The following is a 26,434-nucleotide window of genomic DNA, read 5'->3' as shown; positions in this document are numbered from 1 at the left end:
GCTGACGCCCGTGCGGGCTCTTGCCATGATGGTGTCACCTGAATCGCTTCCGATGGCAGCCATGACCAAGCTCCCCGCTATTCTCGACCGTCTCGACACCGGGCTCGACGGTTCCCTCGAACGCCTGTCTTCCTGGCTCGAAATCCCTTCGATCGGCACCGACCCGGCGTTCAATGCGCAGACGCGCGCCGCTGCCGAATGGCTGAGGGCCGATCTTGAATCTCTCGGTTTCAAGGCCGAGCTGCGCGAGACTGGCGGCCATCCCGTCGTCCTCGCCCATCGGCCGAAGCCGGGCGCGCCGCATGCGCTGTTCTACGGCCACTACGACGTCCAGCCGGTCGATCCGCTGAACCTCTGGGATACCGATCCCTTCAAGCCGACCGTCCGCGAGCTGGAGCCAGGCCGCAAGGTCATCTCGGCTCGCGGCGCCTGCGACGACAAGGGCCAGGTCATGACCTTCATCGAGGCCGTGCGCGCGACGCTCGCCGAGACCGGCGACCTGCCGATCGGCCTGACGATCCTCGTCGAGGGCGAGGAGGAGTCCGGCTCGGTCAACCTTCCCGGCTACATCAAGGCCAATGCCGCCGAGCTGAAGGCCGACTACGCGCTGGTCTGCGACACCGGCATGTGGGACCGCGAGACGCCGCTGATCACCTCGACCCTGCGCGGCATGGTCTATCAGGAGGTGACGCTGACCGCGGCCGATCGCGACCTGCATTCGGGCCTCTTTGGCGGTGCGGCCTGCAACCCGATCCATGTGCTGACGAAAATCCTCGGCGAACTGCATGACGACAGCGGCCGCATCACCGTTCCCGGGTTCTATGAAGGTGTCCACGAGCCGACCAACGCCCAGAAGGCCGAATGGGCCGATCTCAACTTCACGGAAGAGGAGTTCCTCGGACAGGTCGGCCTGAAGCATTCCATCGGTGAGAAGGGGCGCATGCTGATCGAGCAGATCCAGTCGCGTCCGACCTGCGACGTCAACGGCATCTGGGGCGGCTATACGGGGGAGGGCAGCAAGACCGTCATTCCCGGCAAGGCCTCGGCCAAGGTTTCCTTCCGCCTCGTCGGCGATCAGGATCCGGTCAGGATCGCCGAAGCCTTCCGCCAGTTCGTCCGCGATCGGCTGCCCGAGGACGTCACGGCCGAATTCATCAGTCATTCCGGCTCCCCGGCGCTGGCGGTTCCGACGGATTCGCCGGTGCTCCAGAAGGCACGCAAGGCGCTCGCTGACGAATGGGGTGGGCGCGTGGTCTCGATCGGCAGCGGCGGCTCGATCCCCGTCGGCGGCGATTTCAAGCGGACGCTCGGCATCGACACGCTCTTCGTCGGTTTCGGCCTCGACGACGACCGGGTGCATTCGCCCAACGAGAAATACGACCTGTCCTCCTTCCACAAGGGCCAGCGTTCCTGGGCCCGTATCTTGCAGGCTCTTGGTTCATGAGATCGGTTTGCGTCTTCTGCGGTTCGAACCCCGGCAATGATCCCATCTACGGGGCGGGGGCCCGCGCCATGGGCGCCGAGATCGCCCGGCGCGGCCTGACGCTGGTCTATGGCGGCGGCGCCGTCGGGCTGATGGGCATCGTCGCCAACGCCGCGATGGAGGCCGGCGGGCAGGTCCACGGTGTCATTCCCAAGGCACTGAAGGACAAGGAGGTCGGCCATGTCGGTCTCACCCGGCTCGAGGTCGTCGACACCATGCACACCCGCAAGGCGCGCATGGCCGAGCTTTCGGACGGTTTCATCGCCATGCCCGGCGGCATCGGCACCTTCGAGGAATTGTTCGAGATCTGGACCTGGGGGCAGCTCGGCATCCATGCCAAGCCGCTTGGCCTCCTCAACGTCGCCGGATTCTACGATCCGCTGGCGACCTTCCTGGATCAGACCGTCGAGGTCGGCTTCCTGAAGCAGAGTCATCGCGCCATGGCGATGACCGATACCGAGCCGGCGACATTGCTCGACCGGATGGAGAACTATGTTCCGGCCGCGACCTACAAATGGATCGAGAAGGAGCAGGCCTGAGTTATCCTCGCACTCTGTGTCTCCAGGTTGTAGGAATATTGTCTTGACATCGTGACGCTGATCGTGTAGAGATCAGGAACGCTCACGAAATCCGCCCGAATGAAGCCGCCGCGCCCCCAGCCGGCGGCTTTTTCGTGCCTGCCATCGGGAAGGGACGCATGGCTGAACAGGACGGCACCACGCCGCAACCGCCCTCCCAGTCGAAGCCAAAGCGGGCGACTGTCTCCCGGCGGGCGGTGGTGGGCCAGCTCTGGCGCGCCGCCAAGCGCCAGATCGATACGCATGAGGAGCATCTCGCCGACCTGCCGAAAGGCACCACTGCAAGCGAGGCCGACGCCAAGGCGCTGGCGGTCCTTGCGCGCACCGTGCGCGAGCTGGTCGCGATCGAGGAGCCCCAGGCCGCGAGGAAGGACAAGCATACGGATGAGCCTTCCGCTGCCGACGATCTGCGACATGTCGCACAACTCCGTCAGGATCTTGCTCGACGTCTTGAAGCGCTGGCCGCTCAGGATGCGGGTGAGCCTTCTCAAGAAGCTGATGCCGACGGCGACCGCGGATGACGTCGAACTCATTCGCTGTACCTGGGACATCTGGGCACGCCCCGATCAGTTGCCGCCCGAGCCGCTGAAGCCGATCTGGCTGGTTTTGGGCGGGCGCGGCGCGGGCAAGACTCGCACCGGCGCCGAATGGGTCAAAGGCATGGCTCTGGGCCATCCGCCCTTCGCGGAGATGCCGACGGAGCGGATCGCCCTCCTCGGCGAGACACAGGGGCAGGTCCGTGACGTGATGATCGAAGGCGTCTCCGGCCTGCTCGCGATCCACACGCGCTGGGAACGACCGACCTGGCAGCCTTCGCTGCGCCGCCTGCAATGGCCGAACGGCGCGATCGCGCAGGTCTTCTCCGCCGAGGATCCAGAGGGGCTGCGTGGCCCGCAATTCGGCGCCGCCTGGTCCGACGAGCTGGCGAAATGGCCGAACCTTCAGGAGTGCTGGGACATGCTGCAATTCGGCTTGCGCCTCGGCGACAGCCCGCGCCAGGTCGTCACCACGACGCCGCGTCCGGTGCCTCTGGTCAGGCGCCTGCTGGTCGAGCCGCATGTCGCGGTCAGCCGGGCGAAGACACAGGACAACCGCTTCAACCTTGCCGCGGATTTCGTCCGAACCGTCACCGAAACCTATGGCGGGACGCGGCTCGGGCGGCAGGAGCTCGATGGCGAGATCGTCGAGGAGAGCCCGGACGCGCTCTGGACCCGCGTGATGATCGAGTCGGCTCGCGAGCGGCAGCGTCCGCCGCTCGCCCGCATCGCCGTCGCCGTCGACCCGCCGGCTTCCTCTTCACAGCGGGCCGATCGCTGCGGGCTGGTCGTGGCCGGCATCGATAGCGACGGCATCGGCCACGTGCTGGAGGATGCGACGCTCGCCGGCGCGAGACCTCATGAGTGGGCCGAGAAGGCCGTCGCGCTCTATAATCGGCACGAGGCGGACGCGCTGGTCGTCGAGGTCAACCAGGGCGGCGAGATGGTCGAGAGCGTGATCCGCGAGGTCGATGCCGGCGTTCCCGTCGTTTCGGTCAGGGCGACGCGGGGCAAATACCTGCGCGCCGAGCCGGTCGCCGCGCTCTATGCGCAGGGCCGGGTGCGCCATGCCGGCACCTTCCCGGATCTGGAGGACGAGATGTGCGCCTTCGGGCCACGCGGCCTCGAAGGCGGCCGTTCGCCCGACCGGCTCGACGCGCTCGTCTGGGCGCTAACCCATCTGATGCTCGCGCCGAAGGGCCGGCCGCGGGTGAGGGGGATGTAAGGGCGTCATTCTCGGGCGAAGCGAAGCTTCGACCCGAGAATCTCATGACGAGACAGCGCTGGTTTCCGAGATGCTCGGGGCGAGCCCGAGCATGACGGCACGTCAGAAAGCGAGATTTCCATGTTCGATTTTCTTCGCAACCTGCGCGGCGGTGCCGCGCCGGACCAGAAGCGTTCGCGCGTCGGGCCGCTGATCGCGCTGCACGAGGCTGGGCGCGCCGTCTGGACCCCGCGCGACTATGTCGCCCTGTCGCGCGAGGGCTATGAGCGCAATCCCGTGGTGCATCGCTGCGTGCGCCTGATCGCTGAAGCTGCGGCGCAGACGCCGCTCGTCGCCAAGGTCGGGGCGCGGGAGATGCCGGAGCATCCAGCGATGGCGCTGATCGAGCGGCCCAACCCGCGCCAGTGCGGTATCGCTTTCCGCGAGATGCTGTTCGGCCATCTGCTCGTCGCGGGAAACGCCTATGTCGAGGGGGTGAGCACGGGCCGCGAGCCGCGCGAGCTCTATGCGCTAAGGCCCGACCGGATGCGGGTCGTGCCCGGCCGCGACGGCTGGCCGGAGGCTTACGACTACACGGTCGGCGGCGACACGGTGCGCTTCCGGCAGGACGAGGGAGAATTGCCCCCCATCCTGCACCTGACGCTGTTCCACCCGGTCGACGACCACTACGGCCTCTCGCCGGTCGAGCCGGCGGCGAGCGCGCTCGACATCCACAACGCCGCCAGCAACTGGCACAAGGCTCTGCTCGACAATGCCGCGCGGCCCTCCGGCGCGCTGGTTTATGACGGGCCGGAAGGCGCGACGCTGACCGAGGCCCAGTTCGACCGGCTGAAGCAGGAACTGGAGGATTCCTTCCAGGGCGCCCGCAATGCCGGCCGCCCGCTGCTGCTCGAAGGCGGGCTCGACTGGAAGCCGCTTTCGCTGACCCCGGCGGAGCTCGACTTCGTTGCGGCGAAGGGCGTGGCGGCGCGCGAGATCGCGCTCGCCTTCGGCGTGCCGCCGCTGTTGCTCGGCCTGCCGGGGGACAACACCCACGCCAATTTCGCCGAGGCCAACCGCGCACTCTGGCGCCAGACCGTGATCCCGCTGGTGAGGCGCACGGCGCAGTCTCTGGCGCAATGGCTTGGCCCAGCGTTCGGCGATGACCTTTTGCTGGAACCTGATCTCGACGCGGTCGAGGCACTGGCCGACGAGCGCGAGTCGCTCTGGCGGCGCCTCGGCGCGGCGAATTTCCTCGACGACGACGAGAAACGCGAGGCGGTCGGCTACGGCCGGCGCGCCTTCGGCAAGGAGCGATCATGAACCTGCTCGACCAGATCGTTACAGCCTTCATCGGCCGGGCCGATGTCGGCCATCTCGGCCTGCTGCTCTGGGCGGCGAGCGCCTCCGGCCTCGCCTGGCTCGTCCTGCGCGAACTCACGGCTGCGAACCGCCGCTTCGACGACTTCGTCCGCGAACTCAACCGCTTCAATGCACGCCACGAGGGGGACCAGTCATGAAGGGCAGTAGCGACGCGAAACCTCCGTCGAAGCGGCAGGGGGGTGGACGGGCACAACCGGCCAAGGCGCGTCCCCAAGGGGTGACGACGGAGACTTTCAGCAGCTTCGTCCGCAACCTTGCGAAGCTGGAGGGCGGGCGTCCGCGAGCCGGCAAAGGCGGGGAGGGCGGCCAATGAGCGGCTCGCATCGGCTCCCGCTCGAATCCAAGTTGCTGCCGCTGCAGCCGGCGCGCGTCATGCCGGACGGAGTCTTCGAAGGCTATGCCAGCCTCTTCCGCATCCCCGATCTCGGCAAGGACGTGGTCGAACCCGGTGCCTTCCGCGACAGTCTCGCCCGGCGTGGCCCCTCCGGCGTCAAGCTGCTCTGGCAGCACGACCCGGCCGAGCCGCTCGGCCGCTGGCTCAGTCTCGCCGAGGACAGCCGCGGCCTCTTCGTCCGCGGCAGGCTTTCGCTCGTCGTCACCCGGGCTCGCGAAATCCACGCCCTGATGCGGGAAGGCGCGATCGACGGGCTGTCGATCGGCTTCCGCCCCGAGCGCGCCCGCAACGAGCCCCGCACGGGCCTGCGCCGGCTTGAGCGCGTCGATCTCTGGGAGGTCTCGATCGTCACCTTCCCGATGCTGCCCCAGGCCCGGATCAGTGCCGTCAAGACGGCCTGGCCCCGGCCCGCTTTCGCCTGACCATCACCCCGAGGAGAACCCATGACCCATCTCGACACTGCTCCGGAGACCAAGGCCGCCGGCGCGGATCTCGCGCTTGCCTTCGAGGACCTGCGCTACACGCTGGAGAGCTATCGCGCCGCCAATGACGAGCGCCTCGCCGGCATCGAAACCCGCCACGGCGCCGATCCGCTGACCGAGGAGAAGCTCACCCGCATCGATGCCGCGCTCGACGACACCATGCGCCGCATCGACCGGCTGACGCTGGAGCGCGCCCGTCCGTCCCTCGGACAGGACGGTCCGGCCGGCGACCCGCTCGTCGCCGAGCACAAGGCCGCCTTCGCGGCTTATGTCCGCACCGGCGAAGCCGGCGGGCTGAAGCGGCTGGAGGCCAAGGCCCTTTCCGCCGGCTCCGGCCCGGATGGCGGCTACCTGGCTCCTTCGACCGTCGAGGGCGAGATCCTGCGCCGCCTGGCCAACGTCTCGCCGATCCGTTCGCTGGCGACGGTGCGGACAATCTCGTCGGGCACCTACAAGAAGGCCTTCTCCACTACCGGCCCGGCCTCCGGCTGGGTAGCGGAGACGGCAGCGCGCCCGCAGACGGGCTCGCCCACCCTGGCTGAACTCTCCTTTCCGGCGATGGAACTCTACGCCATGCCGGCCGCGACGCAGACGCTGCTCGACGACGCCATCGTCAACGTCGACCAGTGGATCGCCGAAGAGGTCGAGAGCGCTTTCGCCGAGCAGGAGGGCGCTGCCTTCGTCAACGGCGACGGCACCGACAAGCCCAAGGGGTTCCTCGCCTATCCGAGCGTGGCCGATGCGAGCTGGGCCTGGGGCAATATCGGCGTGCTCAACACCGGTGTAGCCGGCGCCTTCGCCGCCTCGAACCCGTCCGACGTGCTGGTCGACCTAGTCTATGCGCTGAAGGCCGGCTATCGCCAGAACGCTTCCTTCGTCATGAACCGCAAGACGCAGGCCGCCGTCCGCAAGTTCAAGGACTCCACCGGGAATTATCTCTGGCAGCCGCCGGCTTCCGCCGGTGCGCCGGCGACCTTGCTCGGCTTCCCGCTGGTCGAGGCCGAGGACATGCCGAATATCGCCAACAACGCGGTCTCGATCGCCTTCGGCGATTTCCGGCGCGGCTACCTCGTCGTCGACCGGGCGGGCGTGCGGATCCTGCGCGACCCGTACTCCGCCAAGCCCTATGTGCTGTTCTATACGACCAAGCGCGTCGGCGGCGGCGTCCAGGACTTTGCGGCGATCAAGGGGCTGAAATTCGCGGTCTGAAGTTGCTCAGTGCGAAAACCACCAGCTGAAGGCAGCGCGCGGCTGGGCCGCTTCGTTCGGTTGCGCTTCGCCGCCGAATGAAAGCAGCCGCGCGCTACCCTCGGAGATCCAGCCGCGGTAATCGCTGATCGGCGTGATGGCGGTGAAGCCGCCGCAAATGCGCCGGGCGCGCGTGTTGAGCGGTCCGCTCGACCAGCTCACGATTCCCACGAGGTCCCGCGACTGCGTCGAGCCGCGCAGCACCGGGCCGCCGGAATCGCCGCGGCAGGCGCCGGCGCCCGGCGCTTCGCCGCGCGCCTCGACATCCACCGCGACCTTGACCGTGTTCTGGGTCGTATAGTTGCCGGCGTTGAGCAGCGGCGTTTCGCGCAGGCGACGGGCGGTGCGCTTGTTGTTCTCGGCCGAGAGGCCGAAGCCCGCCATGGTGACGGTTTCGCCCTGCCATAGGCCGCCGCCCAGTGTGAGCGGCTCAATGTCCTGCGGCAGCGGCTGTGCCAGTCGCAGCAGGGCGAGGTCGGTGCCGGGCTGCGTACGCGGCGTGGTGCCGGGCACGAAGCTCGGATGCGGCAGGACCGCAACCACCATCTGCCGCCGCGCCCGGAAACGGGGATCGAGGCTGACGACGCTGATCGAGCCACCGCCCATCAGGCAGTGCGCGGCCGTCAGCACGATCTCAGGCGCGATCACAGCGCCCGAGCACAACTCGCCGCGGCTGGTCTCGACCCGCACGGTCCAGGCGCGGGCGCCATGGGCATCGCGCGAGTCGGTGCCTCCGACGACAGCCAGGGCGGGCTGCGCCGTTGCGGCAGCCAGAAGGGAAAACGCGAGAGCGGCAAGCGAGCGCAGGATCATGACGTGAACCAGTGGACGGCTGATCAATCTAGGAGGTGGCGCGGCGCAGTCCAGCGTTTTCACCGGCCCCTCGACCAGCGTGCCGCTTCGCCCCATCGGGACAGTGTCGCGTCGATCCAGTGTCGCTGCGGCGCGACCAGGATGCCCTGGGTGAGGAGTCCGCAATTGCGGCCTTTCGGACCGGTCGACCAGCTGGTCACGGCGCTGATGCCGCCATCGGCGAAGATCGGTCCGCCGGAATCACCCTGGCAGGCGCTGGCGCCCGGCTGCTTGCCGACACCGGCCGGATCCGCCGCCCAGAGCAGGATGCGGCTCGGGCCATAGGGCTCGATGGCTGCCAGCGTGGCGGATCGGTATGTACCCGTGCTGCGGGCCTCGCCTTCGCGGGCGACCCCGTAACCGGCGAGCGTCACGGAGCTTCCCGCTGGAGGCAGCGGCCCGTCGATCAACTCCGCCGGGGCGAAACGCGCCGGCAGAGGCTCGGCCAGCCGGATCAGAGCGAGGTCGATCGAGCGCCGCCGGCTGCGGATCGCACCGGCATCGAACTCGGGATGCAAGCTGACTGTCGCAGGCGCGATCAGAACGGGCTCTCCCGCCTCGCGCCAATGAATGCGCAGTTCCGTTCCGCCGGCGGCGCAATGAGCGGCCGTGAGAATGGCGCGCGCCGATAGCACGATCCCGCTGCACACACCGCCGCGGGCGTTGAGGACCATCAAGGTCGAGTCGGCGGCTGGTCCGCCTTCGCGGCCGCCGACCACGGCCTGCGCGGGCAGGGGGCCGAGCCCGCAGACCGCGCTGCCGAGCGAGGCGGCGACGATCCAATTCGCGATGCGCATGAGTGCTCCTTTCCGACGGAACGCTGATAGCGCGCCGCGCTCCGCAATTGAACCGTCCAGACGATCCTTATGAAGGGGATGAACATGACGCCGCTCGCCCTGGCTCCGCCGACGGCGGAACCGGTCACGCTCAACGAGACCCGGCTATTCCTGCGCCTGGACCATAGCAACGAGGATGATCTGCTCGCCACGTTGATCACGGCCGCACGGCTGATGATCGAGGCGGCGGCGGGCCGTTGCTTGATCGAGCAGCCCTGGCGCATCGTTCTCGATCGCTGGCCCGGCAATGGCGAGATCAGGCTGCCGCTGTCACCGATCGCCCGGATCGAGGCGGCACGGGTCTACGATGTGCTCGGGGCTCCGCAACCGGTCACCGAGGCGGCGCTCACCCTGGACAGAAATGCCGACCCTCCGCTGATCCGCGTGACCGGGGAACTGCCGGAGATCGGCCGCAATCACGGCGCGATCGAGATCGACATCGTTGCCGGATACGGGGCGACGGCCGCCTCCGTTCCCGCCCCGCTGCGCCAGGCGGTGCTGAGGTTGGCCGCCCGCTGGTTCGAGGAGCGGGGCGACGTTGCCAGCCGTGACGCGCGGGCCCTGCCCAGCGCGATCGCCGCGCTGGTGGCCCCATTCCGCCGTGGAAGGCTCTGAACATGGCGAATGCTGTTCGATCTGCGATCGGCCGGCTGAGGCGTCGGCTTATTCTGGAGGCGCCGGCCTCCACGCCGGATGAGCTGGGAGGATCAACCGAAGTCTTCGAGGCGGTCGCCGCCTTCTGGGCGCAGGTCGAATGGCTCTCGGGCACCGAGCAGTGGCGCCAGGGGCGCCCGGAGCAGGTTGCGACCCACCGCGTGACGCTGCGCTGGCGCGGCGATCTCGATGCCGGCAAGCGGCTGCGCGACGGCGACCGGATCTTCGACATTCGAGCCGTTGCCGATCCCGACGGTTCGCGTCGGCGCCTCCTCTGCCTGGTGGAGGAGGTGAAGCCATGAGCGACGTGGTCCTGGCTCTGCGGGCGGCGATTCAGGCTCGCTTGACGGCCGATGCGGCGCTGACGGCGCTGATCGGTCCCGGGCGCGTCCATGATGAGGCGCCGCGCGCGACGCGCGGTCTCTATGTCGTCCATGGCGATGTCGAGGCCCGCAACGGGTCTACCGGCAGCGAGCGCGGCTGCGAGCAGGAACTCGCACTCGTCGTGTGGGCGGCGCAGAGCGCTTCCTCGCGGCAGGCCTTGGAAGCGGCAGGGCTGATCGTCGGCGCGCTCGACGACGCCGAGCTCGCTCTGGAAGGGCACTCTCTCGTCAATCTGCGTTGGCTGTCGAGCCGGCTCGCCCGCGAACCGCGCAGCGGGCTCGGCCATGTGACGATCCGCTTCCGCGCGGTCACCGAAACACTCTGACATCGGAAGGAGAAGCCGCATGGCGGCACAGAAAGGCAAGGACCTGCTGCTGAAGGCGGCGGATGGCGCCGGCGCTTTCGTCACTGTGGCGGGGTTGAGGGCGAGGCAGATCGCCTTCAACGCCGAGACCGTCGACGTGACTCATTCGGAATCGGCTGGGCGCTGGCGCGAATTGCTGGCGGGGGCGGGAGTGCGCCGTGCCAGCATCAGCGGTTCCGGCATCTTCAAGGACGAGGCCTCGGATGCCCTCGTCCGGCAGAGCTTTTTCGACGGCGTCATCCGGGACTGGCAAGTCGTCGTGCCGGATTTCGGCACGATCGGAGGTCCCTTCCAGCTGACGAGCCTCGAATATCGCGGCGACCACGCCGGAGAGGTCACGTTTGATCTCTCGCTGGAATCCGCCGGCTCGCTCGCCTTCACGGCACTCTGAGGAGGGGACGATGGTCAATCGTCATCGTGGCGAGACGACGCTCATGGTTGCGGGGGATGCCCTATCGATGAGGCTGACGTTGGGTGCGCTCGCCGAGCTCGAGCACGCCTTTGCAGTCGACAGCCTGCCGGCTCTCGGTGAGCGCTTCGTGGATGGCCCGCTCTCATCCCGCGACATTATCCGCATCATCGCAGCCGGCTTGCGGGGAGCGGGCAGGGCAATCCGGGACGAGGACGTGGCAGGCCTGTCCTTCGACGGCGGGCTGAGCGGAGCGATCAAGGCCGCGATCGCCCTGCTCGAAGCCACCTTCGGGGAGGAGGACGCCGACCGCCCTCCGCAGCCGCCGGGGGGGTGAAACCGCCGGCGGCCTTTCCCTGGAACGACGTCATGGCTTTCGGGCTCGGGCGACTGGCCTGGCCGCCAGACCAGTTCTGGGCGGCGACGCCGCGCGAGATCGCAGCCGCTCTGAACGCGCATCGCGGTGTGGCGACCAGTGCCACGGATCGCGCGGCATTGTCGGCACTCATGGCTGCCTATCCAGACAGCTGACGGCAAGTCCTGAATCAATTTCTGAAGAGGATGATCATGGCCAGCGAAGATGGCGCCGATTCCGTCCGCCCGTCCGATCTGCGGACGATGGATACGCTGACTCAATCTCTGAACAGGTCTTCGGAAAGCTTTGGTAAATCGATCGTAAATGCCTTCTCTCGTGGCGTCGTAGAGGGCAAGCGCTTCGAGGACGTGCTGCGCAGCGTCGGCCGTTCGATGACCGACAGCCTGCTCAAGACGGCTCTGAAGCCCCTCCAGACCAGCCTGTCGAAACTACTCGGGACGGGTGTGGAAAGTCTTACGGGCCTGTTCAGCGGGGGCGTCGGCTCTTCCGGTGGGAGCGTTCCCGTCAAAGCTTTCGCGGAAGGCGGCATCGTTGCCTCCCCTTCCTATTTCCCGACGGGGCGCGGGCTCGGCCTGATGGGCGAGCGCGGTGCCGAGGCCATCATGCCCTTGTTGCGCGGCCCGGACGGCCGGCTCGGCGTGCGTGCCGCGGCCGGCGGCTCGGCGCGCCCGCTCAACGTCGTCGTTCAGGTCTCAACGCCTGACGCCGAGAGCTTCCGCCGTTCGGAAGCGCAGGTCTCGGCCGCGATCGCCCGTGCCGTCGCGCGCGGCAGCCGCGCGCTCTGAGCGGAGAGCGTGATGACCGATTTTCACGAAGTCCGTTTCCCGACAGATGTGGCGCGTGGCGCGCGGGGCGGGCCTGAACGTCAGACGCAGATCGTTACGCTCGCCTCGGGCCGCGAAGTGCGCAACAGCCGCTGGGCTCATTCCCGACGCCGCTATGACGCCGGGCTCGGTGTGCGCAGCTTCGACGCCCTGGCTGCCGTCGTCAGCTTCTTCGAGGAGCGGAGGGGCCGGCTTTATGGCTTCCGCTGGCGCGATCAGCTCGACTGGAAGAGCTCGTCGCCTTCGCGGGAGCCCGCCGCGACGGATCAAGCCATCGGGGTCGGAGATGGCGCCACGAGCGTCTTCCAGCTTTGCAAGTCCTATGGCTCCGGCCCGTCAGCCTATCGTCGCGACATCGCCAAGCCATGCGAAGGAACCGTCCGGATCGCGCTCGATGGCGTCGAACAGCCGACGGCGAACTTCGCCTGCGACACCGCCACCGGGCGCGTCACCTTTGTGCCGGGCTCGGTCCCACCACCGGATGCGACGGTGACGGCGGGCTTCGCCTTCGACGTGCCCGTGCGCTTCGACATCGATGCGATCGACGTCGATCTCTCGGCGTTCGAGGCTGGCGAGATCCCGCGCATCCCCGTCGTCGAGATACTGCCCTGAGGCTGCACCATGCGCGATATCCCTGCCGCTCTGGCCGCCCATATCGAGAGCGGGGCAACCACCTTGTGCCGCTGCTGGAGCCTGACGCGCCGCGACGGGCTCGTACTCGGCTTTACCGACCATGACCGGGCGCTTGCCTTCGACGGTCTGACCTATGCGGCGGCGACCGGGCTGGAGGCCGCGGAGGCGACGGCCGAGCTCGGCTTCGCCATCGGCGGCGGCGATGTCGCCGGCGCCTTCGCGGCATCGGGCCTGAACGAGGCCGACCTTGCGCGGGGGCTCTATGACGATGCGCGAGTCCGCATCTGGCTGGTCAATTGGGCCGTGCCCGAGCAGAGGCTGCTGCTCGAGGAGGGTTTCGTCGGCGAAGTCAGGCGCGGCGAGCACAGCTTCACGGCCGAGGTGCGCGGTTTCGCCAAGGCCTTCGATGAGGAGCGCGGGCGCCTTTACCTTCGCTCCTGCTCGGCGGATCTCGGCGATGCGCGCTGCGGCGTCGCACTGGCGCCGGTTTCTGCTGAAGTCACTGCGAGCGATGGCCGCCTGGCGCTCGCCGCCGAAGGGCTTGCTTCCTACCCGGATGGCCATTTCACCGGCGGGCGGCTCGTCTTCACCGGCGGAGCCAATGCCGGCTTCGCCACGGAGGTGAAGCGGCACGGCATCGAGGGTGATCGCGCTGTCTTCCAGCTCTGGCAGGCACCGGCCGCGGCGATCCTGGCCGGCGACGATTTCAGCGTCGCGCCGGGCTGCGACAAGAGCTTCGCCACTTGCCGGGCGAAATTCGGCAACGGCGTCAATTTCCGCGGCTTTCCGCACATGCCGACGACGGATTTCATCATCGGCGGCGTCCGCCCCGGAGACGGAGCGCTCGACGGCGGGAGCCTGTTCCGATGAGGCGGGACGAGATCGTCGAGGCGGCGCGTTTGTGGCTTGGCACGCCCTATCACCATCAGGCCTCGCTGCGCGGCGTCGGTTGCGATTGTCTCGGCCTCGTCCGAGGGATCTGGCGCGATCTGCTTGGTGATGAGCCCGAGGCGCCGCCGCCCTACACGCCGTACTGGGCCGAAAGCCTGCGGCAGGAGACGCTGGCGAGCGCGGCACTGCGCCATCTCGCGCCGGTCGCGATCGCGGCCGAACGACGGGGTGACGTGCTGCTCTTCCGCTGGCGTGAGCATCTGCCGGCCAAGCACTGCGCCATCCTGAGCGAGCCTGATCGCATCATCCATGCCCATGACGGGGCGGTCGTTGCCGAGGTCGCCTTCACGCCCTGGTGGCGGCGCCATCTCAGCCATGCCTTTTCCTTCCCCGGAGTGACCGACTGATGGCGACTCTTCTCCTCCAGGTCGCAGGTGCGGCGCTCGGCACCGCGCTGGGCGGACCGTTCGGCGGCGCGATTGGCCAGGCGCTCGGCGGTCTGGCCGGCGCGACGATCGATCAGGCCTGGCTCGGCAGCGCGGGCGGCAACAAGGTCGTCGAAGGGCCGCGCCTGAAGGAGGTGAACGGCCTCGCGGCGACCGAGGGTGCATCGATTCCGCGGGTCTATGGCCGGGCACGCCTCGGCGGCCAGCTCATCTGGGCGACGCGCTTCGAGGAGGAGGTCACCGTCTCGGTCAACCGCGGCAAGAGCGGTGGCAAGGGCGGCCGCTCGAAAAAGACCTATGAGACGACCTATAGCTACCACGCCCACCTCGCGATCGGCCTTTGCGAGGGGGCGATCGCCTTCATCAGGCGCATCTGGGTCGATGGTCGTGAGCTCGACGTCAGCACCGTCGCGATGCGCGTCCATCACGGGCACGAAACGCAAGAGCCCGATCCGCTCATCGCCGCGAAGGAGGCGGGCGACGCCCCGGCCTATCGCGGCCTCGCCTATGTCGTCTTTGAGCGTTTCCCGCTCGCGGATTACGGCAACCGCGTGCCCCAGTTCGATTTCGAGGTTGTCCGCGCTGTCGAGGGGTTGGGCGGCATGATCCGCGCCGTCTCGCTGATCCCGGGAGCTGGCGAGTTCGTCTACGATACGCGGCCTGTCGGCCACGAGCCCGAGCCGGGCGTCAGCGAGGGGCTGACACGCCACCAGCTCTATGGCGGGTCGGACGTCGATACGGCGCTCGGCCATCTCCTTGCGCTTTGCCCGAACCTACGCTCCGTTTCGCTCGTGGTGTCATGGTTCGGCGACGATCTGCGCGCCGGTTCCTGCAGCGTCGCGCCGCGCGTCGAGATCCCGCACAAGCCGACGGTCGGCGCCGAATGGTCCGTCGCGGGGCTGACGCGCGCTTCGGCGCGCGCCGTCAGCCAGATCGACGGCCGCCCGGCTTTCGGCGGCACTCCCTCCGACGAGAGCATCATAGCTCTGATCCAGCGCCTGCGCTTCGATTACGGGCTCGAAGTCGTCCTCTATCCCTTCCTGATGATGGACGTCCCCGTGGGAAATGCGCTGTCGGATCCCTGGTCGGGTGGGGAGAGCCAGCCGCGCTACCCCTGGCGCGGACGGATCACCTGTGATCCGGCGCAGGGCCGCCCGGGGAGCGTGGAAGGCACAGCCGCGGCTGCGTCGCAGATCGCCGCATTCGTCGGCACGGTCGGCCCAGCCGACATGGGCCTCGCGGGCAGCGTCATCGCCTGCGCCAAGCCCGACGAGTGGTCGTATCGCCGCCAGATCATGCATTGCGCGATGCTGGCGCAGGCCGCAGGTGGCGTCGAAGGCTTCGTGATCGGTTCCGAACTGGTCGGGCTGACGCATCTGCGTGGCGCGTCCGGCTATCCGATGGCCGACCACCTCGTCGGGATCGCTCAGGACGCCAAAACCATTCTGCCCACGGCAACCCTGACCTATGCCGCCGACTGGACGGAATATGGTGCCGATGTCCGTGACGGTGGCCAGGACATCGACTTTCCGCTCGATCCGCTCTGGGCCTCGCCGGCGATCGGCGCTGTTGGGATCGACTACTATCCGCCGCTCTCGGACTGGCGTGATTCCGGGGAACACGCCGATGCTGCCATCGCGCGCGGGCCTGCTGACCTCGCCTATCTCCGCGAACGGCTGACCGCGGGCGAAGCCTTCGACTGGTGCTATGCCGATGAAGATGGCCGCGCCGCGCAGGCGAGGTTGCCCATCACCGACGGTGCCTACGGAAAGTCTTGGCTGTTCCGGCCCAAGGACCTCCATGGCTGGTGGAGCAACGCGCATATCCGGCGCTCGGGCGGAGCCGAGACCAGTGCCACGCCTTTCGTGCCAGGCGCGAAGTCGATCTGGCTGACCGAGATCGGCATCCCGGCGGTGGACAAGGGCGCCAACGCGCCCAATGTCTTTCCCGATACCCGTTCAGCCGAAGGCGGCTTCCCGCCCTTCTCCAGCGGTGCGCGCGACGATCTGGTGCAGGCGCGCGGGCTGGAAGCGATCATCTCTGGCTTCGATCCCGACCGCCTCGGCTTCGATCCCGCGCGCAATCCGGTTCATCCAGTCAGCAGCATCCGCATGGTCGACCCGGCACATATTGTCGTCTGGAACTGGGACGCCCGGCCGTTTCCCGCGTTTCCCGATCTTGGCGGCATCTGGGCGGACGGCGCCAATTTCGAGACGGGGCACTGGCTGAACGGCCGCCTGGAAGGTACCCCCGTCGATCGTCTCATCACCAGGCTGCTCGCCGATTTCGGCCTGCCGCCCCCAAACGGCATGGCTGTCGACGGCTTCGTGGACGGCTATGTGCTCGACCGGCCGCTTTCCGCGCGCCAGGCGCTTGAACCGCTCGCTCAGACCTTCGGTTTCGACGCGGTGATGGGCGCGGGCCGCATGCGCTTCGAGGGGCGGGGCGGCAAGGTCTCGCGGCTGCTCGGCCATGACGATTTCGTTACGGATCGCGACGGCGAGCCCTTCACGCTGCGCCGCACCCAGGAGACTGAGCTGCCGCTGGAGCTGCGCCTCGGCTTCAGCGACAGCGAAAGCGACTATCGCAAAGCCGGAAGCCGCTCGCGCCGCCTTGCTGGCGCGGCGCGACGGGAGGTTGCGGTCGAGATGGCCGTCGTAACCCGCCCCGCCGAGGCCCATCGCCTGGCCGACCAGCGCCTGCAGGAGGCCTGGGCCGGGCGCGAGACGCTGGAATGCGAGCTGTCGCCGCGTTGCCTCGACCTGGAGCCGGGGGACGTCGTCTCCGTGCCGGTCGATACGGGCCGCCGCCTGTTCCGGATCACGCGTATCGCCGATGGCGCGACCCGGCAGATCAGCGCGCGTGCCGTCGAACCCGCGATCTACGCGAGCGCAGGCGCGAAGGGCGGGCCTCGCCCTCCGCGGACGCCGCCGGCCTTGCCCGGCCGGCCTCTTGTGGTTCCGCTCGCTCTGCCGATCGTTGCGGCACAGCCACCGGCATTGCTCTCGCTCGCGGCTTTCGCATCGCCCTGGCCGGGGGCGCTGGCGATCTGGAGCGCCGACGAGGCCGGCTTGTTCGATCTCGGCGGCTTCGTCGAGGCTCCCTCGATCATTGGCGAAACGCTGACCGAGCTCCCGCCAGGGCCGCTCTGGCGAACCGATCGGCGTGCCGCGCTCGAGGTTCTGTTGCGCGGCGGCGTCATGTCGTCCGTGTCGTCGGATGCAGCGCTCGGCGGCGCCAACGCGCTGGCTTTGATTGGCGAGGACGGCGAGATCGAGATCGTCACGGTGGCACAGGTCGATCTCATCGGTCCGCAGCGCTTCCGCCTCTCGCGTTTCGTCCGCGGAATGGCTGGATCGGAAGCGGCTGCTTCTCGCCATCTGCCGCCCGGAGCCCGTGTCGTCGTTCTCGATGGGGCGGCTGTGACGCTGACGACGGATCTGTCCGATATCGGCAAGCAGCAACGCTACCGCATTGGCCCGGCGCGCCACGATGTCGGCGACCCGACGATGACGCAGGTCACGGCAGAGGTGAGAAGCGACGCGCTGCTGCCGCTTTCCCCGGTCCGAGCGAAGGCTCGTCGTTCGGGAGCCGGCATCCGTCTCAGCTGGGTGCGGCGCACCCGCAGCGACGGTGATTCGTGGGATCTGGCCGAGGTTCCCATCGGCGAGGAGGGCGAGCGCTACGAAATCCGCGTTCTCGACGGCGAGCTGCCCATCCATGCCGAAATCGTGAATGCGCCCGAGTGGCTCTATCCGGCTGCGCAGGAGCTCGCGCATTTCGGTTCGCAGCAGGAGGAACTTTCATTGTCTTTGGCCCAGCTCAGCACAACCGTGGGGCGAGGGCGCGAATGGCGTGGACGGATCGCCATCGCGTGATCTAGTCTAGGTTGTGGTCGGGGTGATGCATTCATGGCCCATTCACGCGGATGGGATTAGCCCATGTCGATGATGCCGGTCGAACCGATCCTCGCTTTCGCGCTCATGACCTCGCCGCCGATGCCGATCATCCGGGTCGACGATGCGACGCCAATGTCTTGCCTTTCCTCGGATGAAACGCGCGACGCCGTTGCCGACGGCCGGGTCATGCAGCCGGCCGAAGCCTCGCGCCATGCCCGCCATGCGGCTCCAGGCGAAGTTGTCCGCATCAGGCTCTGTCGGCAGGGCGACGATTTCGTCTATGTCGTCACGACGCTGAAACGCGACGGGCGGGTCGCACGCGTGACGCTGGAAGGACAATCCGGCAAGATTGCCACCATCCGCTGACTGCTTGCCGGCATCTGCACAAACTGGAGCGAACCCACCGTGAGACTGCTCGTCGTCGAGGACGACAAGGACCTCAACCGCCAGATCGTGACCGCTCTGGAGAACGCCGGCTACGCCGTCGACAAGGCTTTCGACGGCGAGGAGGGGCTCTATCTCGGCGAGACCGAGCCCTATGACGCCGTCATTCTCGATCTCGGCCTGCCGAAGGTCGATGGTGTCGCGGTGCTGCAGGGCTGGCGCCGGGCTGGCAAGACTATGCCGGTGCTGATCCTGACGGCGCGCGACCGCTGGAGCGACAAGGTTGGGGGCTTCGATGCCGGCGCGGACGACTATGTCGTCAAGCCGTTTCATGTCGAGGAGCTTCTGGCGCGCGTCCGCGCCTTGCTGCGCCGCGCGGCCGGCCATGCCACATCGGAACTCGTCTGCGGACCGGTTCGGCTCGATACGCGGGCAAGCCGCGTGGTGGTCGATGGCAACCCGGTGAAGCTGACCTCGCACGAGTATCGGCTGCTCTCCTACCTGATGCACCATCAGGGGCGGGTCGTTTCGCGCACCGAATTGGTCGAGCACCTCTACGACCAGGATTTCGATCGCGATTCCAACACGATCGAGGTTTTTGTCGGCCGCTTGCGCAAGAAGCTCGGGGTCGACGTCATCGAGACCGTCCGGGGCCTCGGCTACATCGCCGCTGCTCCGGAAAAGGTCTGATCGCGGGAGATGGTCCTCAAATCCCATCGTTATTCGCTGGGAGCGCGGCTCTTTCTCTCGGCGGCGTTTTGCTGCGTCCTCATCCTGGTCCTGGCCGGTGTCGGCCTGACCACCTTCTACCGCCGCTCGGCCGAGCGCGGCTTCGACGAGCGGCTCTCGGTCTATATCAAGCAACTCGTCGCCGATCTCGCCGCGCCGCCCGAAACGGAGCGCCAGACGGTCGGTGATCTCGGCGAGCCGCGCTTCGACCTGCCGCTTACCGGCTGGTACTGGCAAATCACCCGCCTCGATGGCGAGCGGCCCAATGTGCGCGCGTCACGGTCACTGGTCGGTGGCCAGCTGCCGAAGCTCCTCGACCAGTCGATCGCGCCCAACAGCCGCGGTCTGCGGGAGAGCTACGTTTCCGGCCCGGACGATCGCCAGCTGCGCATTCTCGAGCGCGAGATCGATGTCGGCGAGGACGGTCGCTTCACCGTTGCCGTCGCCGCGCCGGCCGATGAGATCGAAGGCGATATCCAGGATTTCCGCTTCGCGCTGGCGATGACCTTCCTGCTGCTCGGCCTTGCGCTTGTCGCCTCGACGCTAGTCCAGGTCCGGTTCGGCCTGCGGCCGCTGGTGCGCCTGCGGACCGCCGTCGGTTCGGTAAGGACGGGCGAGAGCCCGCGCATCGCGGGCCAGTACCCGCCCGACCTCGCGCCGCTCGCGAGCGAACTCAATCAGTTGATCGACGCCAATCACGAGATTCTCGATCGCGCCCGCACGCAGGTCGGCAACCTCGCTCATGCCCTCAAGACGCCGCTCAGCGTCATGATGAACGAGGCAGGTTCGGGCGAAGGGCAACTCCCGCAGACCGTTCGGACACAGACCGCGATCATGCGGGATCAGGTCCAGTATTATCTCGATCGGGCGCGGGCCGCTGCGCTGTCCGGCGCGTTGGGCGGCGTCACCGAGGTGGTTCCGTCGCTTGAAGCGCTCCTGCGGACCTTCATGAAAATTTCCCAGGACAGGGAGATCGCCGGCTCGCACGCCGTTCCGAAGACGCTGCGCTTCCGCGGCGAGAAGCAGGATTTCGAGGAAATGCTCGGAAACCTGCTCGACAATGCCTTCAAATGGGCGTCGTCGAAAGTCGAGGTCTCGCTGGAGAGTGGCAAGGCCGATGACAATGAGAAGATGGCGTTGCTGATCGACGACGATGGTCCAGGCCTCCCGCATGGTGCCATGGCGGAAGTGCTGAAGCGCGGCCGCCGGCTCGACGAGGCGACACCGGGGTCCGGCCTCGGATTGTCGATTGTCGTCGATCTCGCCAAGCTCTATGGCGGCGAGCTGACGCTGCAGCGTTCGCCGTTGGGTGGGTTGCGCGCGCGGCTCGTCCTGCCTTCGATCTAGATCAAATCCAAGCCCGCGTGACCCTTTGTCGCCATGAACTCGACCGGCCGATTCGCTAAGAACACCCTATGATGATCTGGACGATCTTTGCGGCAATGACGGGAGCGGCGATCTTCGCCTTGCTCCGGCCGCTCAGTCACGGCCAGCTTCAGGATTTCGCCGATATAGCGGATGCCAAGAGCCTCTATCGCGCGCAGCTCAAGGAGATCGACCGCGATCTCGCGCGCAAGCTGATCGCCGAGTCGGAAGCGGAGGCGGCGCGTGCCGAGGCGGCGCGCCGTCTGCTGCGGGCCGCCAACGACGAGGTTGGCCCTTCGGGCGAGACCGAGCCGTCCCTGCGGCGCCGCCGTGCCAGCTCGGCCCTGATGCTGTCGGTCGTGCCGCTCCTCGCCTTGCTGGTCTACGGGCTCTACGGCTCGCCGGGCTTCTCCGACCAGCCGCTGGCCGCGCGGCTCGAGAAGGCCGGGCCGCAGCAGGATTTCGCCGTTGTCCTGGCGCGTATGGAGGCCCATCTTGCGGCCAATCCGACCGACGCCAAAGGCTGGTCCCTGATCGCGCCGATCTATCTGAGACAGGGACGCTACGACGAGGCAGTCAAGGCTTTCGCGGCGACAGTTCGCTACGGCAAGCCCGACACCGATCTGCTCGCCGGGCTCGGCGAGGCCCGCATTCTCGAAGCCGGTGGCATCGTGACGGCGGCTGCGCGGGAAGCCTTGGCGGAAGCGGTCAAGCTCGACCCGAGCAACGCGCGAGCGCGCTACTATCTCGCCGTCGGCAAGGAGCAGGACGGCGATGGGGAAGGCGCGTTGTCCGCTCTGCAGCAACTCCTCGCCGATGCGCCGCCGCAAGCGGAATGGGCCGCTGCCGTGCGCGCCCGTATCGAGCAGATGCAGGCCGATGCCGGGCGCAAGGCGGTCGCGGCTTTACCGGAAGCCGAACGTCAGCAGGCGATCAAGGGCATGGTAGACGGCTTGGCCGCGCGGCTGGCCGCTGGCGGCGGAACGCTGCCCGAATGGAGCCGCCTGATCCGCGCCCGCGCCGTCCTCGGCGATCGGGACGCCGCGGTGCAGGCGGTGAAGACGGCGCGCGAGCGGCTGTCGCAGGATCAGGCAGCACTTGCGGCCATCGATGCCCTGGCCGATGAATTGGCCTTGAAGGAAGCCAAGCCGTGAGTGTCGCCCAGCCCACCCGCCCCATGCCGGCCAAGCGCCGCCTGACCCGGAAGCAGCGGCGCCTCGCGCTGATCGCGGCGGCTGGCGCCGTGCTGGTCTTCGCGGCCGGGCTCGTGCTCTTCGCCATGCGCGACACGATCGTGTTCTTTTACGGCCCGACGGAGATCGTCGAGAAGGGCGTAGCTCCCGGCACCCGCATGCGCCTCGGCGGCCTTGTCGAGACGGGCTCCGTCCAGCGCGGGCCGGGCCAGCGCGTCTCCTTCGCGATCACCGACAGCAAGACCGCCATGAAGGTCAGCTATGACGGGTTGTTGCCGGATCTGTTCCGCGAGGGGCAGGGCGTCGTCACCGAGGGCGTTTTCGAAGGGGCAGGGCGCTTCAAGGCGGATTCGGTGCTGGCCAAGCATGACGAGACCTATATGCCGCGCGAGGTTGCCGACACGCTGAAGAAGCAGGGGCACTGGCAGCCCGGCGGCCCCGGCGCACCCGCCGCGCCTGCGGCCAAGCCATGAGCCGGTCATGATCGTCGAGATCGGTCATTACGCGCTGGCGCTCGCGCTCGGCGTCTCCGTCATCCAGGCGCTGGTGCCGTTCTGGGGCGTCGTGCGGCATGACAGGGCGCTGGCGTCGGTCGGCAGCAGCGCGGCGCTGATCAGCTTCGCGCTGGTCGCGCTGTCGTTCGCGGCATTGGTCGCATCCTATGTCCGCTCGGATTTCTCGGTGGCGAACGTCGTCGCGAACTCCCATTCGACGCAGCCGCTGATCTATAAACTCACCTCGGTCTGGGGCAACCACGAGGGCTCGATGCTGCTCTGGGTGCTGATCCTGACCCTGTTCGGGGCGCTGGTCGCGCTGTCGCGCAACTCGCTGCCGCCGCGGCTGCGGGCCGGGACGCTGGCCGTGCAGGGGCTGGTTGCCGTGGCCTTCCTCGCCTTTCTGCTGCTGACCTCGAACCCGTTCCAGCGCCTGATGCAGGCCCCGGCGGAAGGGCAGGATCTCAACCCGATCCTGCAGGACCTCGGGCTCGCGATCCATCCGCCGCTGCTCTATATCGGCTATGTCGGCTTCTCGATCACCTACGCCTTCGCCGTCGCCGCCCTGATCGACGGACGGATCGACGCGATGTGGGCGCGGGCCGTCAGGCCCTGGACGCTGCTGGCCTGGACCTTCCTGACGCTGGGCATCGCGATGGGCTCCTACTGGGCCTATTACGAATTGGGCTGGGGCGGCTGGTGGTTCTGGGACCCGGTCGAGAACGCCTCCTTCATGCCTTGGCTCGCCGGCACGGCCCTGATCCATTCGACCGTGGTGATGGAGAAGCGCGACGCGCTCAAGGTCTGGACGATCCTGCTCGCGATCCTGACCTTCTCGCTCTCGCTGCTCGGCACCTTCATCGTTCGTTCCGGCGTGCTGACCTCGGTGCACTCCTTCGCCAGCGATCCGGCGCGCGGCCTGTTCATCCTCTTCATCCTGGTCTTCTTCGTCGGCGGCTCGCTCGCGCTCTTCGCCTGGCGCGCACCTCTGCTGCGGCAGGGCGGTCTGTTCGCGCCGATCTCCCGGGAGGGGGCGCTGGTCGTCAACAACATCTTCCTCGCCACGGCCTGCGCTACCGTTTTCGTCGGCACGCTCTATCCGCTCGTCCTGGAGATGCTGACCGGCGACAAGATCTCGGTCGGCGCGCCCTTCTACAACGCGACCTTCATCCCGGTGATGGTGCCGTTGCTGCTGGTCCTGCCGATCGGCCAGTCGCTCGCCTGGAAGCGCGGTGATCTGCTCGGCGCCGCGCAGCGCAATGCTGCCGCCTTCGGGGTCGCGGTGCTGACCTCACTCGCCGTGATCGCCTTCACCCGTGGCGGGCCGGTTCTGGCGCCCCTCGGCGTCGGGCTCGGCGTCTTCCTGATCCTCGGCGCGGCCGTCGATCTAGGCGAACGTATCGTCACGCGAGCCAGCGGCTGGAAGGCGGTGCTGTCGCGCGCCAAGGGCCTGCCGCGCTCTGCCTGGGGCACGGCGCTGGCGCATGCCGGCATCGGAGTGAGCATCATCGGCATCGCGGCTGCCGCCTGGAGCAGCGAGGCGATCACGGTCCTCAAGCCGGGCGAGCGGCTGACGAGCGGGCGCTATACGGTCGTGCTGGAGGGTGTCACGCCCCGGACCGGGCCGAATTTCCGCGCCGAAGTCGCCCGCTTCCAGCTCTTTTCGGGTGATCGGGAGCTCGCGCCGCTTGAGGCGTCCAAGCGCGTCTATACGGCCCGGGGAATGCCGACGACTGAAGCGGGAATTCGGACCGACGGGCTGAGTCAGGCCTATGTCAGCCTCGGCGAGGCGCAGGATGGCGGTGTCGCCGTGCGGCTCTACGACAAGCCGCTGATCCTGCTGATCTGGATCGGCTCGATCATCATGGCCATGGGTGGCGGCCTTTCGCTCACTGACCGGCGCTTCCGGCTGGCGGCTCCGAAGCGTGCCGCGCCGGCCGTGGCGGCACCGCAGCCGGCGGAGTAGGGCGATGCGCCGGATCATCCTCGCCATCGGCATCGCATTGTTTGCGGTTACGGCTGCATTGGCTGTGCAGCCCGACGAAGTGCTGCCGAACCCAGCGCTGGAGCAGCGCGCGCGCGCCATTTCCGGTGGTCTGCGCTGTCTCGTCTGCCAGAATCAGTCGATCGACGATTCCGACGCGCCGCTGGCGCGCGACCTGCGCATCCTCGTCCGGGAAAGGCTCGTCGCCGGCGACAGCGACAAGGCGGTGGTCGATTTCGTCGTCGCCCGCTACGGCGATTTTGTGCTGCTGCGACCGCCGTTCAATGCGCACACGGCTTTGCTCTGGGCGGCGCCTTTTGCAATTCTGCTCTTCGCCTTCATCTTTGTCTGGCGCCTGGCCCGTCGACGCCCGGCTCCGGCCGTGGAACCCGTGCGGCTCTCGGCCGAGGAAGAGGCCAAGGTTGCGGCCTTGGTCGAGTCGGAGGACAGCCTTAGTAGGTGAGCCTGCAGGAACGCATCAGCTCCTGCGCAAACACATGCTCGCTCGCTCCGGATACGCCATACATGACTCGTCCGTTCTGGGACGGCTGCGTGGAAGCATAAACGGCATAGATGCGAGCAAAGCAGGCTGCATTGCTGCCCGAATAGCCGTGGCGGGCGGCCAGGCCGAGGCCAATACGTTGGGCAATGGCTGGGGAATGCCCGGTCCCGCCGCCGCCTCGGGCCGTTTGCCGCGCCGCCATATCCTGCAGCCGGTCGATGCCGCAGCGGGAGCGCTGTTCCGCATTGTAGGCGGGGGTCGAGGCTGCGTACCAACCGCGCCGGCCGTTCGGCTTCTCGACGCCCACCGCATGCTTCGCGAAGACGCGTGCATAGCAATCGGCGTTTTCATATCCCCGCGCCTGCGCCACCCGCAGTCCGGCACTATAGGCTGAGCCCTGCTGCGCGAGGGCCGGCCCACCGAGGCAGGCCGCGACAAACGAAATTCCCCTGATACGCATCGGCATCCCCCATCCCAGAGACAGGGGGCACCGCTGGGCCGCCGGCCGTCAAGACGGTGCGCGCGGTCTTGCAATTGAATCTTACGAAACCGTCATGTTCAGGCCAAAACCGCGTAAGGCGGCCGGCATCATGGTCCTCGTCACGAACAGGGGAGAAAACCCTGACGCTCACGAGGTTCAAATTATGACGACACAGAACGAGACCCGTAAGTCCATCCTCAAGCGCGGCGCCCTTCTCGCCGGCACCGCTATCCTGGGCATCGGCCTGGCCGCCGGCATCGCCGACAGCGCCCTGATGCAGAATCACAACGCTATTGCACAGCCGATCCAGCTCTCGGGCACGCAGAGCGCGCTGCCTTCCTTTGCCGATCTCGTCGACAAGGTGAAGCCCGCAGTCGTCTCCGTCCGCGTCAAGACGCAGGCCGCAGCGGCCAGCGACGAGCAGAATCTGGACGATCTGCCGCCGCAGCTGCGCCGCTTCTTCCGCGAGCCCGGCGAGAACGACCGTCCGAACAAGCCGCAGCCGCGCCAGGGCATGGCCCAGGGCTCGGGCTTCTTCGTCAGCCAGGACGGCTATGTCGTGACCAACAACCACGTCGTCGAGAACGCCGTGGAGGTCCAGCTCGTCACCGACTCCGGCAAGACGCTGGACGCCAAGGTCGTCGGCACCGATCCGCGCACCGATCTCGCCCTGTTGAAGGTCAAGGACGCCGGTGACTACGCCTATGTGAAGCTCTCCGACGGCAAGGCGCGCATCGGCGATTGGGTGCTGGCGATCGGCAACCCCTTCGGCCTCGGCGGCACGGTCACGGCCGGCATCGTCTCGGCCCAGGGGCGCGACATCGGCTCGGGTCCCTATGACGACTTCATCCAGATCGACGCGCCGATCAACCGCGGCAACTCGGGCGGCCCGACCTTCAACCAGAACGGCGAAGTCGTCGGTGTGAACACCGCGATCTACTCGCCTTCCGGCGGCAATGTCGGCATCGCCTTCGCGATCCCGGCCTCCACCGTCAAGCAGGTGGTGGACTCGCTGAAGAAGGATGGCACGGTGGCGCGCGGCTTCATCGGCGTGCAGATCCAGCCGGTCACGGGCGAGATGGCCGATGCCATCGGCCTGAAGGAAGCGAAGGGCGCGCTGGTCGCCGAGGCGCAGGGCAATGGCCCCGCCGCCAAGGCCGGTATCCGCCGCGGCGACACCATCACTGCGGTCAATGGCGAGGTGATCAAGGACGCACGCGACCTCTCCCGCAAGATCGCGACTTTCGCCCCTGGCTCCAAGGCCACGATCACCCTGTTCCGCGAAGGCAAGTCCCGTGACGTGACCTTCGAGGTTGGCCGCCAGCCCGCGGCGTAGAGCGGGATCCGGGCAGGTTGAAGCAACCTGCCCGGTAAAGCCGCCTCTAGGATTTGGGGAAACCGCGTAGTCCGGTCGGATTGTGCAGCA

General features: G+C 67.8%; 29 protein-coding genes and 1 pseudogene. 26 read left to right on the top strand and 4 right to left on the bottom strand.

What is annotated here, in order from left to right; all coding sequences use genetic code 11:
* Positions 1–61 precede the first annotated feature (61 nt).
* Both AC1DIN_RS05480 and AC1DIN_RS05475 read left to right on the top strand, forming a co-directional pair.
* Positions 62–1,444: a dipeptidase gene (locus AC1DIN_RS05480; RefSeq protein ID WP_476808977.1), complete on the top strand. Its 1,383-nt coding sequence runs from the start codon at positions 62–64 to the stop codon at positions 1,442–1,444.
* Complete coding sequence (locus AC1DIN_RS05475; protein ID WP_476808976.1) at positions 1,441–2,022, top strand: LOG family protein; 582 nt, start codon at positions 1,441–1,443, stop codon at positions 2,020–2,022. The genes AC1DIN_RS05480 and AC1DIN_RS05475 overlap by 4 nt, the downstream gene beginning before the upstream one ends.
* On the opposite strand, the gene AC1DIN_RS05470 is transcribed toward AC1DIN_RS05475, so the two are convergent.
* Entirely contained in the window at positions 1,992–2,477 is a 486-nt protein-coding gene (locus AC1DIN_RS05470; protein ID WP_476808975.1) for a hypothetical protein, read from the bottom strand. The two genes, AC1DIN_RS05475 and AC1DIN_RS05470, sit on opposite strands and share 31 nt — an antisense overlap.
* A gap of 55 nt (positions 2,478–2,532) precedes the next feature.
* Here AC1DIN_RS05470 and AC1DIN_RS05465 point away from each other — a divergent pair, with 55 nt between their 5' ends.
* The 5 genes from AC1DIN_RS05465 (at position 2,533) to AC1DIN_RS05445 (ending at position 7,269) form a co-directional block, all read left to right on the top strand.
* Positions 2,533–3,822 carry a DNA-packaging protein gene (locus AC1DIN_RS05465; RefSeq protein WP_476809376.1) on the top strand — a complete coding sequence of 430 codons (1,290 nt, stop codon included), beginning with the start codon at positions 2,533–2,535 and terminating at the stop codon, positions 3,820–3,822.
* A gap of 120 nt (positions 3,823–3,942) precedes the next feature.
* Positions 3,943–5,124, top strand: a complete 1,182-nt coding sequence (locus tag AC1DIN_RS05460; protein WP_476808974.1) for a phage portal protein — start codon at positions 3,943–3,945, stop codon at positions 5,122–5,124.
* A complete protein-coding gene (locus AC1DIN_RS05455; RefSeq protein ID WP_441468624.1) occupies positions 5,121–5,321 on the top strand; it encodes a hypothetical protein in 201 nt (66 codons plus the stop codon). Before AC1DIN_RS05460 ends, AC1DIN_RS05455 begins: the two co-directional genes overlap by 4 nt.
* 172 nt (positions 5,322–5,493) lie before the next feature.
* Positions 5,494–6,000: an HK97 family phage prohead protease gene (locus AC1DIN_RS05450; protein WP_441468623.1), complete on the top strand. Its 507-nt coding sequence runs from the start codon at positions 5,494–5,496 to the stop codon at positions 5,998–6,000.
* A 21-nt stretch (positions 6,001–6,021) separates the two neighbouring features.
* Positions 6,022–7,269, top strand: a complete 1,248-nt coding sequence (locus tag AC1DIN_RS05445; protein WP_476808973.1) for a phage major capsid protein — start codon at positions 6,022–6,024, stop codon at positions 7,267–7,269.
* 6 nt (positions 7,270–7,275) lie between these two features.
* Here the strand turns inward: AC1DIN_RS05445 and AC1DIN_RS05440 are convergent, their stop codons facing one another.
* Complete coding sequence (locus AC1DIN_RS05440) at positions 7,276–8,121, bottom strand: S1 family peptidase (protein WP_476764964.1); 846 nt, start codon at positions 8,119–8,121, stop codon at positions 7,276–7,278.
* Positions 8,122–8,180: 59 nt separating this feature from the next.
* Positions 8,181–8,957: a S1 family peptidase gene (locus AC1DIN_RS05435; protein WP_476764965.1), complete on the bottom strand. Its 777-nt coding sequence runs from the start codon at positions 8,955–8,957 to the stop codon at positions 8,181–8,183.
* A gap of 84 nt (positions 8,958–9,041) precedes the next feature.
* Between AC1DIN_RS05435 and AC1DIN_RS05430 the strand changes: the two genes are divergently transcribed.
* From AC1DIN_RS05430 to AC1DIN_RS05345, 18 genes are all read left to right on the top strand, one after another.
* Entirely contained in the window at positions 9,042–9,611 is a 570-nt protein-coding gene (locus AC1DIN_RS05430) for a head-tail connector protein (RefSeq protein WP_476808972.1), read from the top strand.
* 2 nt (positions 9,612–9,613) lie between these two features.
* Complete coding sequence (locus AC1DIN_RS05425) at positions 9,614–9,952, top strand: phage head closure protein (protein WP_476764967.1); 339 nt, start codon at positions 9,614–9,616, stop codon at positions 9,950–9,952.
* On the top strand, positions 9,949–10,359 hold the full coding sequence (locus tag AC1DIN_RS05420) for a DUF3168 domain-containing protein (RefSeq protein WP_476764968.1): 411 nt from the start codon (positions 9,949–9,951) through the stop codon (positions 10,357–10,359). Before AC1DIN_RS05425 ends, AC1DIN_RS05420 begins: the two co-directional genes overlap by 4 nt.
* A gap of 19 nt (positions 10,360–10,378) precedes the next feature.
* Positions 10,379–10,789 (top strand): phage major tail protein, TP901-1 family, encoded by a 411-nt coding sequence (locus AC1DIN_RS05415; protein ID WP_441468616.1) that lies wholly within the window; start codon positions 10,379–10,381, stop codon positions 10,787–10,789.
* Between the two features lie 10 nt (positions 10,790–10,799).
* The gene (locus tag AC1DIN_RS05410; RefSeq protein ID WP_476808971.1) at positions 10,800–11,144 is read left to right on the top strand and encodes a gene transfer agent family protein; all 345 of its coding nucleotides are present in this window, start codon (positions 10,800–10,802) and stop codon (positions 11,142–11,144) included.
* Positions 11,141–11,338, top strand: coding sequence for a rcc01693 family protein (locus AC1DIN_RS05405; protein ID WP_441468614.1), 198 nt, complete (start codon positions 11,141–11,143; stop codon positions 11,336–11,338). Before AC1DIN_RS05410 ends, AC1DIN_RS05405 begins: the two co-directional genes overlap by 4 nt.
* Positions 11,339–11,374: 36 nt before the next feature.
* Positions 11,375–11,968, top strand: a complete 594-nt coding sequence (locus AC1DIN_RS05400) for a phage tail tape measure protein (RefSeq protein ID WP_476808970.1) — start codon at positions 11,375–11,377, stop codon at positions 11,966–11,968.
* Positions 11,969–11,977: 9 nt separating this feature from the next.
* Positions 11,978–12,619 (top strand): phage distal tail protein, Rcc01695 family, encoded by a 642-nt coding sequence (locus AC1DIN_RS05395; protein ID WP_441468612.1) that lies wholly within the window; start codon positions 11,978–11,980, stop codon positions 12,617–12,619.
* Between the two features lie 9 nt (positions 12,620–12,628).
* Complete coding sequence (locus AC1DIN_RS05390) at positions 12,629–13,510, top strand: DUF2163 domain-containing protein (protein WP_441468611.1); 882 nt, start codon at positions 12,629–12,631, stop codon at positions 13,508–13,510.
* Entirely contained in the window at positions 13,507–13,938 is a 432-nt protein-coding gene (locus AC1DIN_RS05385) for an NlpC/P60 family protein (RefSeq protein WP_476808969.1), read from the top strand. Before AC1DIN_RS05390 ends, AC1DIN_RS05385 begins: the two co-directional genes overlap by 4 nt.
* Positions 13,938–17,855, top strand: a complete 3,918-nt coding sequence (locus tag AC1DIN_RS05380) for a baseplate multidomain protein megatron (RefSeq protein WP_476808968.1) — start codon at positions 13,938–13,940, stop codon at positions 17,853–17,855. The genes AC1DIN_RS05385 and AC1DIN_RS05380 overlap by 1 nt, the downstream gene beginning before the upstream one ends.
* Positions 17,856–17,918: 63 nt before the next feature.
* A complete protein-coding gene (locus AC1DIN_RS05375; protein WP_476808967.1) occupies positions 17,919–18,242 on the top strand; it encodes a PepSY domain-containing protein in 324 nt (107 codons plus the stop codon).
* A 39-nt stretch (positions 18,243–18,281) separates the two neighbouring features.
* Positions 18,282–18,950, top strand: a complete 669-nt coding sequence (locus AC1DIN_RS05370) for a response regulator transcription factor (protein ID WP_441468607.1) — start codon at positions 18,282–18,284, stop codon at positions 18,948–18,950.
* Positions 18,951–18,959: 9 nt separating this feature from the next.
* Positions 18,960–20,336: a sensor histidine kinase gene (locus AC1DIN_RS05365; protein ID WP_441468606.1), complete on the top strand. Its 1,377-nt coding sequence runs from the start codon at positions 18,960–18,962 to the stop codon at positions 20,334–20,336.
* Positions 20,337–20,404: 68 nt separating this feature from the next.
* Complete coding sequence (gene ccmI / locus AC1DIN_RS05360; protein WP_476808966.1) at positions 20,405–21,508, top strand: c-type cytochrome biogenesis protein CcmI; 1,104 nt, start codon at positions 20,405–20,407, stop codon at positions 21,506–21,508.
* 41 nt (positions 21,509–21,549) lie between these two features.
* Positions 21,550–22,020, top strand: a complete 471-nt coding sequence (gene ccmE, locus AC1DIN_RS05355) for a cytochrome c maturation protein CcmE (RefSeq protein ID WP_476809375.1) — start codon at positions 21,550–21,552, stop codon at positions 22,018–22,020.
* Positions 22,021–22,027: 7 nt separating this feature from the next.
* Complete coding sequence (locus tag AC1DIN_RS05350) at positions 22,028–24,007, top strand: heme lyase CcmF/NrfE family subunit (protein ID WP_476808965.1); 1,980 nt, start codon at positions 22,028–22,030, stop codon at positions 24,005–24,007.
* Positions 24,008–24,011: 4 nt separating this feature from the next.
* Positions 24,012–24,488, top strand: a complete 477-nt coding sequence (locus tag AC1DIN_RS05345) for a cytochrome c-type biogenesis protein (protein WP_476808964.1) — start codon at positions 24,012–24,014, stop codon at positions 24,486–24,488.
* On the opposite strand, the gene AC1DIN_RS05340 is transcribed toward AC1DIN_RS05345, so the two are convergent.
* The gene (locus AC1DIN_RS05340; RefSeq protein WP_476808963.1) at positions 24,478–24,993 is read right to left on the bottom strand and encodes a hypothetical protein; all 516 of its coding nucleotides are present in this window, start codon (positions 24,991–24,993) and stop codon (positions 24,478–24,480) included. The genes AC1DIN_RS05345 and AC1DIN_RS05340 overlap by 11 nt on opposite strands.
* Positions 24,994–25,282: 289 nt before the next feature.
* Here AC1DIN_RS05340 and AC1DIN_RS05335 point away from each other — a divergent pair.
* Positions 25,283–26,338: pseudogene (locus AC1DIN_RS05335) on the top strand (trypsin-like peptidase domain-containing protein); the annotation flags it as partial.
* Positions 26,339–26,434: the final 96 nt, after the last annotated feature.

It is taken from the genome of Allobosea sp. 05T438, from assembly GCF_056396025.1.
This window is presented reverse-complemented; position numbering and strand designations above follow the sequence as displayed.